Annotated in this window: 8 protein-coding genes; all 8 read left to right on the top strand. The window is 45.8% G+C overall.

From position 1 onward, the window contains the following. The first annotated feature begins 195 nt into the window (after positions 1-195). The 8 genes from CSH93_RS11825 (at position 196) to CSH93_RS11790 (ending at position 10628) form a co-directional block, all read left to right on the top strand. The gene (locus CSH93_RS11825) at positions 196-486 is read left to right on the top strand and encodes a hypothetical protein (RefSeq protein ID WP_100643481.1); all 291 of its coding nucleotides are present in this window, start codon (positions 196-198) and stop codon (positions 484-486) included. Between the two features lie 19 nt (positions 487-505). Next, a complete protein-coding gene (locus CSH93_RS11820) occupies positions 506-982 on the top strand; it encodes an energy transducer TonB (RefSeq protein WP_100643480.1) in 477 nt (158 codons plus the stop codon). A 106-nt stretch (positions 983-1088) separates the two neighbouring features. Beyond that, entirely contained in the window at positions 1089-2666 is a 1578-nt protein-coding gene (locus CSH93_RS11815) for a winged helix-turn-helix transcriptional regulator (protein ID WP_100643479.1), read from the top strand. A 668-nt stretch (positions 2667-3334) separates the two neighbouring features. After that, positions 3335-5833: a TonB-dependent receptor gene (locus CSH93_RS11810; protein WP_100643478.1), complete on the top strand. Its 2499-nt coding sequence runs from the start codon at positions 3335-3337 to the stop codon at positions 5831-5833. Positions 5834-5943: 110 nt separating this feature from the next. Continuing rightward, positions 5944-7170 carry an MFS transporter gene (locus CSH93_RS11805; RefSeq protein WP_100643979.1) on the top strand — a complete coding sequence of 409 codons (1227 nt, stop codon included), beginning with the start codon at positions 5944-5946 and terminating at the stop codon, positions 7168-7170. Continuing rightward, complete coding sequence (locus CSH93_RS11800; RefSeq protein ID WP_100643477.1) at positions 7167-8045, top strand: ROK family protein; 879 nt, start codon at positions 7167-7169, stop codon at positions 8043-8045. The genes CSH93_RS11805 and CSH93_RS11800 overlap by 4 nt, the downstream gene beginning before the upstream one ends. A gap of 38 nt (positions 8046-8083) precedes the next feature. After that, the gene (gtfA, locus tag CSH93_RS11795) at positions 8084-9556 is read left to right on the top strand and encodes a sucrose phosphorylase (RefSeq protein WP_100643476.1); all 1473 of its coding nucleotides are present in this window, start codon (positions 8084-8086) and stop codon (positions 9554-9556) included. A 34-nt stretch (positions 9557-9590) separates the two neighbouring features. After that, the gene (locus CSH93_RS11790; protein ID WP_100643475.1) at positions 9591-10628 is read left to right on the top strand and encodes a LacI family DNA-binding transcriptional regulator; all 1038 of its coding nucleotides are present in this window, start codon (positions 9591-9593) and stop codon (positions 10626-10628) included. Positions 10629-10812 lie beyond the last annotated feature (184 nt).

Here is a 10812-nt window from a genome sequence, read left to right as displayed (position 1 = left end):
ACAAGTGAAATTCAGACCAGTGCCAGATAATTATTGCCTCGACTTAAGCGCTTTAAAAATCTATATTTTACAATGAGTTGAAGTTTCTGAATGTTTCTGAAGGCCATCAATTCAAGTTAATTCAATAAATGTTAATTGCTTAATCAAAAGGTTCTTCTCCAATATGAGGTGTGTCTTACCAACAAGGATAAAACCATGAGCACACTCAAAAGAAAAACATTGTTACATTTCCCGCTTATAATCACCTTAACAGCATCTGCAGCTCTGTTAGGATGTGAGAGTACGGGAACGCGATACTCAGAAAAATACGCATCAACAGGTGCAAGCAACGATGATGGTGTAGTCTGTAAGATGGAAAAGCGCATTGGCTCGAACATGATGACGCGAGTTTGTCGTACTGCTGAAGAACGTCGAGCAATGGAAGACGCAGCTCGCGAAGGCATTTTACGTCTACAAAGCGGCAGTGAAACAGGTGGTGACGGTTGATATATAGAGGGCAGTATGCATGAGCAAACTCTTTACTAATGGAATTATTTTAGCCTGTACCTTAGGTGCGTTGAGTTCGTTCACTGTTGGTGCGCAAAGCGACAAAGTCGTTTTGCAAACCGATGTGATTGAAACGTTGTTAGTACCTGAGTCAAGAGAAGCATTATCTTGGGAGCGCATAGAGCCACAGGAATTAACAATGCCTCGCAGCATTGAACGAGCGGGTTCAAGAGGGTGTGGTATTTTCAGCGTAACCATTGATGAGAATGGGGATGTTGATGACATCCAAACAGAAACCGTGGTGCCAAGCTTTGGTCTAAGGCGATTAGCCAAGGAATATATAGGTTCTTGGAAATGGCAAGCAAAAGCCAACGGTGGCATAGAAGAGACCGTGTTGTTGCGTTTAGATTTTTGTATCGGCGGAGCAACCAAAGAAGAGGTCCGTGCGTTGTGTGCTTATCAAGCATCACTTCCTTGTACCAATAAGCGCAGTTAAGTGTACTGAAAAAGTAATTCGTATGAGGTTCGTCGACAACGACGTTCCTCAAAGTAACACCCGATATTGCGAGTAGATGACAAGCAGTAGGAAGCAACAATAAAGAATGACAGCGGAACATCATCAATCAAGCATTAAAACAGGCAGTCTTACGCTCGATTTTAACCAACGCACTGTGACCAGTGAGGGTGAGGCGTTGCCTATTCGTGGACTCACGTTTGAAATGCTGGCCGCACTGGTTGAGGCCAGAAATGATGTTGTATCTGTAGAAGCATTGGCCAAACGCGTATGGAAAGAAAAGGTCGTCAGTGACGACACCATTGCACAACGAATATCCCTCTTAAGGAAAGCGTTGCCTGTTGATTGTAGTAACTATATTGAGTCCGTTCGCAGTGAAGGTTACCGCTGGGTTCCGCCGGTAGAATCGGCTAACCAAGCGATACCCCGCACTTCACAGCAAAACAACTACCGTCAATGGCTAATCACAGCGACTTTATCTATCGGCTTTGCCCTCATTGCACTGTGGCTTTTTAGCCCAAGCCCAGCCGTTCAGCCTTCAGTAGCGGCAACTAAACCGGTAGAGCACGGATTGGATGCCAGTGTATACACACGCGTTAAGTTAGCAAGAGCGCAACAATACGCCAACGCATCAACACAATACACTAACTCCATTGCGATCACGCTATACCAAGATCTATTTCAAGATGATCCGAATAATCCCTTGGTTAATTTTGGCCTTGCCAAAGTGATATTAGACGGCGTATTGAAGTTTAATGCAGACAAAAGTCTACTTACACCAGTGAATAAACTGATAGAAGGGCTACTGTTACAAGCCCCCACTGATGCAAACTATTTATGGCTTAGAGGCTACTACTTTGAAGTGAACGGCAACGTAACTAAAGCTATTTCCAACTATGAAACCGCTCACCAACAAGATCCCAATAATGCACAAATCTCTTTAAGCCTTGCGCATTTGTACATCATCAAAGGGCGGCTACACGATGCATTAGTGCTAAGCTTAGAGAGTAAAAGCGACCAACATCGAGCGCAATTTCTGCATATATCACAAATTCTCTATTTAACCGGCCAACATGCTAGAGCGAGAGAGTGGTTTGATGCCACACTGCAATTGTCGCCTGATGATCCAAGCGTAAATTTGGCTTATTGCCGACTATTAATGTCAAATAACGATTACCAACAAGCCTTGCACATTATCGAAACATTCCACCAGCGTCACGAAGGCTCGGTCACTAGCCACATTCTCGCCTACACACTGTTCACGCTGTTAGATCGTCCAGAAGACGCCCAAAGCGCCCTCAACACTGCATCAGCATTAGAGCCCAGCTCTTTTCATGTTACCGCTTACACGGCATGGCACAAATTTAATGAAAATGGCGGCCGTTTTATAGCCAAAAATGCGCCTAATTTTAGCGACGACAGCATGCCCGATGTATTTGTGTCGAAAGCCGTGTCATCAATGGCTGCAGATGACAAAGAATCGGCACTGGCGAGCCTTTCCAGAGCTTTGCGATTGGGCTTTATTGATTTTGAATTTATTAAGCAAATACCCGCGTTTTTAGCCTTGCATGACAACGGTATTTTTAAAGAAATCATGTTGTCTATGAAAGGGGAACAAGATAGCCAACGCCAAGCCATCAGCAGTTTGGAAATTCCGACACTGTAATTGAGTGTTCAAAATTGTGCGCGAATAATAAAGTTTGTACATAGCTCCATTTAGAAAAAAAAGATTGTACACTAATCCAAACCTTTCCCCTCACAGCAATGTTTCTCAAGAAACATGAACTGGTTAGGAATTAATTTCTAAATGTCGGCTGATCATTGAGAGTTCAACTGGTCATTCAAAGTAGACGCTGATAGCTTTGCCGATTTGGCCTACAAAAGAAAAGTCGCAGCTGCTCATCTACATTCAAAACACAACGTCTCGTTAAGTCAGAATAAAATGCAAACTTCTGTTACAGAATGAGTCGGAAAGACTGGATTAATTCGGGTACCAAATCGAGTAACTTTTCAAAGCCCTAAAAAGCCAATAGCACGTCCCAGTAATTGGCTTCTTTTTGCGTTTTTGAAGCGTTGAAATTTTGCCATTTTGGCCCGGCCTTTATTTTTAATGACTGTTTGATAACAAAATTACAACGCTTAAATTTATATATCTATCATAACTTTAAGCTCGCTCTTCAGCTTTCTTAGCAACATCCTGTTTACATTTTGCGCGGCTATTGTTAACGTTTACTTAATCGATTAAGAATGCTTTGTAACAAATACTAACTATAGTCCTAACGTTTCGTATATTCGGTTGAAACGTATGGATAAGACACAAGCGTGGAGAAAACTATGTTGGACACTTATAAGATGAAAACCCTCGCAATTGCCGTTGCCTGTGGTCTTGGCACTACTGCGGTTGCACAAGAGGAAGCTGATGTTGAAAAACCGGTATATGAACAAATTGTTGTAACTGCATCACCTTCAGGCGCGACAGCGCAAGAGGCGAGCGTATCGGTAAGCTCGCTCGACAATATTGCGATTGAAAAGCTCGCGCCGCGCTCCACTGCTGAAGTCTTTAGATCGTTACCGGGTATTCGCGCAGAATCATCCGGTGGTGGTGGTAACGCCAATATCACTATTCGCGGTATTCCACTTGCGACTGGTGGTTCGAAGTTTATGCAGATTCACGAAGATGGTTTACCCGTATTGGAGTACGGTGATATCAACTTTGGTAATGCGGATAACTTTTTGCGTTATGACTGGTCTGTCGGCGCGGTTGAAGCTGTGCGCGGTGGCTCTGCTTCGACCTTTGCTAGTAACTCACCTGGCGGCGTTATCAACTTGATCAGTAACACCGGCGAATCCGGTGGCGGGGCGATCGGTACGTCTTTTGGCTTGGATTATGATGAGTTCCGCTTAGACTTCTCCTATGGCGGTGAAATTAACGATGATTTGTATTTCCACATCGGTGGTTTCGCTCGCGGTGGTGAAGGTACACGTGACACCGGTTTCAACGGCGACCAAGGTGGACAAGTTAAATTCAATATGACCCAGTTGCTCGATAACGGTCATGTGCGTTTCTATTTCAAACATTTGGACGATCGGGTAACAACGTACTTGCCTGCCCCCGTTTTAGTTAACAGCAACGGCGACTATGGTCCGGTGCCTAACTTTGATGGCAGCAGCGAGACGCTACACTCTGCCTATACCACCAATATCTCTACCTTCGACTCTTTTGGAAATCCGCGTAATCGCGATCTTACGGATGGGATTGAGTCCCAGGTTACCTCGTTCGGTTTTGAGGCGGACCTTGAAGTCGCGCCAAATACTGTATTACTCAACAAATTTAGAATTTCCGATGTATCGGGCGGCTTCATCTCGCCATTTACCGATACCTTTGGTGCATACGGTCCACAGGGCGCGCAACAAATGGCTGGTGCGATCTGTGACTCAGCACTCGACGGCGATGGCAACCCATTTAACTGCGCCAGCACCTCAGTCACTTTGGCCAATGGTCCCAATGCCGGCAGCGAGTACACAGGCCTAGCCTTCCTAAATCTGTTATTCGATACGTCAATTAACGATTTGGGCAACATGATTAATGACTTAAACGTGCGCAAAGAGTTCGACAATGGCATGTCACTAACGGTGGGTTACTATTACTCAAAGCAAGATATTGCGACTAGCTGGAACAGCTGGAATACCTTTATTCAAACCGTAGATGGTACCGATTCTCAATACTTACACATCACTGATGCTGACGGTAATGCGCTAGTTAACAACGGCCTATGGGCTCCGAGTTTCTTGTCGTGGGAGTGGGATCTAAACTACACCACTACAGCGCCATACATTAACTTTGGTTTTGAAGTGGGTGACGATTGGTTATTCGATATCAGTGCGCGCCGCGATAGCGTCGATGCTAACGGCGAGCTCATAAGCGCTTGTTGTGGTGGTAATACTGACTTTGACTTAAATGGTAATGGCGTTATTGACGGCAACTCTGAAGATGCGTCGGCATCAAATGGCTTCGGCTTCGGCGGCGGTGTGATCAATCTCAATCGCGCCGGTGCCGGCAGCCAGATCATCAATTACGATGCGAGTAACACGTCTTTCTCTTTGGGTGGCTCGTACCTGTACAGTGACGATATGACATTCTTTGCTCGTTACAGTGAAGGTGGCCGTGCAATTGCTGATCGCTTGTTACAAATCGCGGGAACTTTAAATGGCGATGGTAGCTTAACCAGCACAACGTCAGGTTTTGATGAAACTGACCAATTTGAATTGGGCTTAAAATACGGCACGCCGGAGTTACAATTCAATGCGACATTCTTCAATACTGTTACTCAAGATACCCAAGCGGAATTAACCAGCGGATTAACCTTTATCCGCGAGTATGAAGCGACTGGTATTGAGCTTGAAGGGCGTTATGACATTGGCAGCGGATTCTCAGTTACAGGTAACGCCACTTGGACTGATGCAGAGATCAGTGAAGACCGCTTCAACCCAGCGTTGGTAGGTAATACACCACGTCGCCAAGCTGACTTGATCTACACCATCGTACCGCAATTCGATACCGACAACTTCACAGTAGGTGCAGCGTTACAAGGCTCAACTGATTACTACGTGCAAGATAGTAACGAGTTGAAGCAGGATGCCTACATGTTAGTTAATCTATTTGCCACCTATTACATTTCTGATGACTTCTCAGTCAGTCTGAATATCAATAATGCGACTGATGAGTTTGTTATTACCGAATCTGAAGAAGGCAATGCGATGGCTGGCGATATTATCCGCGCCAGACCTTTGAACGGACGCACTAGCTCTATCTCAGTGAAGTACTCGTTCTAATCAAAGCTAGGCAGAGGGGAACCTCTACCTATTAATATTCAGGTTTAGTTTTTATGACAACTGCAGCAAATACGCAAAATTTGGCGTTGATCCGCTGGTTGACCTATCTAATGTTTATGATGTTTGCGATGACATCAGATTCGGTTGGCGAGATCATCAAAGAGGTCAAAATCGAATTTGGCGTAAACAATACCCAAGCCAGTCTGATGCACTCGTTATTCATGGTGGGCATCGCATTTTCGGGCTTGTTCCTAGGCTTTCTAGCCGATCGTTTTGGGCGTAAACCTTCGTTAATTCTAGGGCTTGGCCTATTTGCCGCTTCTTGCTATTTATTTTTGGTCGGTGAAACCTTTGAGTTTATTTTGGGGTTAATCACACTGTCTGGTTTGGCGGTTGGTATCTTTAAAACGGCAGCACTGGCGCTCATTGGTGATATATCAACTTCGACTAAGCAGCACACCGGAACCATGAATGGTGCCGAAGCATTCTTCGGTGTTGGTGCCATTATTGGGCCACTGCTGGTTGCCTATCTAATTCGCTCTGGTGTGCATTGGATGTGGTTATACGTAATCGCTGGTGGCCTGTGTACAATTTTGATCGTCATGGCACTGCTAGTGAAGTATCCCGAGTATCAAAAGCCTAAAACGCGCGGGTCGGCCAGCCTGCTCGAAAGCTTAAAACTTCTCAAAGATCCTTACGCCATGGGATTTTCAATCGGCGCATTTTTGTATGTAGCCGCTGAAAGTGCGATTTACGTATGGATGCCGAGTTATCTGATTTGCAATGCAGGCACAGTTGAAGACGTTTTCGCTTGTTATAGCAATGACACCAATAAAGTGCTCGCCATGTATGCGGTGTCAATTTTCTTTTCACTGCGTGCGCTGGGGCGTTTTGTTGGTATCTGGATGATGCAGCGATTTGAGTGGAGTACGGTATTAGTCCTGTTCAGTTTTTGCATTTTGGTCTGTTTTGTTGGCGGTTTGTGGGGCGGTAAATCGGTTGCTCTGTATTTATTCCCGCTAAGCGGCATCTTTATGTCGGTGATTTATCCGACGTTCAACTCCAAGGGCATTAGCTGTTTTCCCAAGTATCAGCACGGCGCTGTAGCTGGTGTGATTTTATGTTTTACTGCCGCTGGTGCTGCCGTCGGGCCGTTGGTCATGGGTATCGTCAGTGATATGTATGGTGGCGATGCCAAGTATGGCTTTATTGTGGCTACTGGGTTTGCTGCCTTGTTGTTCTTAGGACTGGTATACAACTACCTAAAACGACCAACAGAAGCTCGCTTAGCACAGGTTGAACAGTCCGAGTACAACGTCACCGGAGAGCCCGTATGACCGAGTATTATGGTGCTATTGAAGCAGGTGGCACAAAGTTTAACTGTGCCATTTTGGATGCAACTGGAAAAGTTGCCGTGCAAACGCGCATAGCAACAACGACACCTGAAGAGACACTTGAAAGCGTTATCCAATGGTTTAGCCAGCAGCGTCAGGGCGGTGAACTGAGGGGAATGGGTATCGCAAGTTTTGGCCCCTTAGATCTCAATAAAGACTCTGCGCGATACGGCTGGATCACCAGTACACCTAAGCCTCATTGGTCTGATACACCTTTACTACCGAGGTTAGCATCGGCGTTAGATGTACCTGTGGTTATCGATACTGATGTTAACGGCGCGGCGCTTGCAGAAGCTACTTTGGGAGCTGGCAAAAATCAACAAGTCGTTATTTACATCACAGTCGGTACTGGTGTGGGTGGTGGCGTCGTGATCAATGGAGCACCATTGCATGGCACGGTGCATCCTGAGATTGGCCATATGCTAGTGCCCGGCCATCCGCAACTCAAGTGGCAGTGCCCATTTCACGCCAACTGTGTTGAAGGGTTTGCCTCGGGTACCGCGATGGGAAAAATCTGGGGGCAACCTGCAGAAACTTTACCTGATGATCATATTGCCTGGGAGCTTGAAGCGTTAGTTTTGGCCCAACTTTGCCACAGCTTAATGCTGAGTTTTTCACCTAATACCATTGTTATCGGTGGCGGGGTGATGGCAAAGCCCGGGTTGTTAAGCAATGTCATCGCTCAAACGCGCATCAGTCTCAATGATTACTTAGTACTACCGAGTAACAAGTCCTTTGATGACATCATAGTGGCCCCAAAGTTGGGGCAAAACAGCGGATTACTCGGCGCATTTTTACTCGCAAAGCAGAGCAAATGACAGCTCGATGAGTAACTTGAATTTTATTGGAGATTTATATGCCAATTAAAAATGGCGTTCAATTAATTACCTACGCAGACCGCTTAGGCAATGGTGCATTAAGTGACTTACAGTCACTGTTAGAGCACGAGCTTGCATGCGTATTTACCGGTATTCATCTGTTACCGTTTTTCTACCCGTTTGACGGCGAAGACGCCGGCTTCGACCCGATCGATCATACTATCGTCGACCAGCGCTTGGGCAATTGGGATAGCATCAAAATGCTTGGTGATGACTTTGATATCATGGCCGACCTCATTGTCAATCACATGTCGGCGCAAAGCGTTGCTTTTAAAGATGTTTTGGAGCATGGCCAAGACTCTCAGTTCTGGCCGCTATTTCTGACCAAACAGTCCATTTTTAATGACGATGACCAGACTGGTATTAGCAAAGTGTTTCGGCCGCGTCCAACACCATTTTTTACCGAATACACCGTGGCCAACAACGACACGGTGCCATTTTGGACGACCTTTACTGCCAATCAAATCGATATCGACGTAGAGTCGCAGCCTGGCCAGCAATATCTAACGTCAATACTGGACACCTTTGCTGAAAATAAAGTCGACCTGATCCGGCTCGATGCTGCCGGTTACGCAATCAAGCGTGCCGGTACGAATTGTTTTATGTTGGAGGAAACCTTTGCCTTTATCGAGCAACTAAGCCAACGGGCACGCGATTTAAATATGCAGTGCCTGGTCGAAATTCACAGTCATTACCAAACCCAGATCGAGATCGCTAAGCGCTGCGATAGCGTGTATGACTTCGCATTGCCGCCTTTGGTTTTACACACGTTGTTTAGTCGCGATGCCACAGCATTGGCAGCATGGCTGGAGATATCGCCACGCAACTGTTTTACGGTGCTTGATACCCATGATGGCATCGGCATTGTCGATGTGGGTCCTTCGGGTGATAAACCGGGATTGTTGAACGCCACTGAAATAGATAGTTTGGTGGAAACCATTCACAACAATTCAAATGGTCAATCGCGTCTAGCAACAGGTGCTGCTGCAAGTAATGTCGACCTCTATCAAATCAACTGTACATACTACAACGCCTTAGGTGGTGATGACGAGGCTTATCTATTGGCGCGTGCTATTCAGTTTTTCAGTCCGGGCATTCCACAGGTGTATTACGCGGGGTTACTCGCCGTTGAAAACGATATGGAGCTGTTAGCGCGCACTAACGTGGGGCGGGATATTAATCGTCCCTACTTAGATAATGCTGCAGTTAAAGAGCACCTAAAAAAACCTGTGGTTCAAGGTCTGTTAAAGCTTATCGAGCTGCGCAATAACACGCCTGCCTTTAGCGGTAATTTTAGTGCCAGTTATCAGCAGCAACGACTTGTATTGGCATGGCAAAATAGCGATTCAAGCGCAGAGTTAGCGATAGATCTGGATTCTCTGCAAGCGACGATAACCGTTAACAATGCTACACAACGCCGATCCTTTGCGATTAACAGTTTATTGGAATGATTGATCTTTTCCCGCCATGCGGTAGTGTGGCGGTATGAGCAATACCAAACTAACTATAAAAGAAGTTGCACGTCGCTTAGATGTTTCTACGGCGACTATCTCCAACGCCTTTAATCGTCCAGACCAACTCTCCGCCAAGAAGCGTGCTGAGGTATTAGCCGCGTGCCAGGAAATGGGGTATGCTGGCCCAAATAAAGCCGCTCGCTCACTGCGTCGCGGAAAGACTAACATTATTGCTCTGGTCTTGCCCGATAGCTTGGAATATATGGTAACTGACCCTGTAGCCAGTCAATTAATGCAGGGGGTGGCCAAAGTCACCAAGGACTCAGAGGCCAATGTATTGTTGTTCTCTGGTAGCAATGATTCGGTCAATGAGGTCGTCGACTTTGTCGATGGTTTTATCTGCTACGGTTCACCGCGTAACCAAGCGTTATTAAAGCAATTAAGTCAAATCAATAAGCGTGTAGTAACCATAGATTTCGATATTGAGAACGCCCCCTCAGTTAATATTGATAATACCCAAGCCGCCTACCAGTCAGCGCTTTTAGCGCTTGATAGAGCCGTTAAAAATCCAGCGATTCTAGGGTTGCGCTTGGTCGATGTCGAGCACACTTGTGTGGTTGGCGATAATCCGCTGCTCGACAGTGAATACTCAATCTCTCACCGGCGTTTGGACGGTTATCTACAAGCCATTGAGCAGGTTGGCCTAAGCATCAGTAATGAAGCTATTTGGCACATACCCGAAAGTACGCATGAATGCGCGATCATTGCAGTTCAGGAGGCTCTAAATGCTCCTCAACGACCCGATGTGTTACTCTGTATGAGTGACATTATTGCGCTTACCGCTATGCAAGAGGCATTGCGATTAGGCATTCGGATCCCTGAAGATATTCGGGTGGTTGGTTTTGACGGTATTGATATTGCCAAACGCTATCACCCAACCCTAACCACAGTACAACAATTCAGTGCCAATAAAGGTGAGATTGCAACGCGTATGTTTCTCGACGGGGATACGGAAAGCCAAATGCTCGACTTTGAATTGGTACCGGGCGGCAGCACACTGCGTTCATAGTTATTGCACTAGCGATGTCTGAGGAAATAGAAAAAAGTGAGATTTGCTTTATGGAAGATACCACGCTTTGTGTATTTTTAGGTTATTTGCAAAGATTGGTTGGGAATGGACTTAATCATTAATAGGAGAAACGTTCGTTTTATTCAAAATTTGGTTGGATTTTAATACTAGCAACTGTCTCAGA

Source organism: Neoalteromonas facilis (assembly GCF_002807665.1).
In the GTDB taxonomy this organism is placed as follows: Bacteria; Pseudomonadota; Gammaproteobacteria; order Enterobacterales; family Alteromonadaceae; genus Alteromonas_E; species Alteromonas_E facilis.
This window is presented reverse-complemented; position numbering and strand designations above follow the sequence as displayed.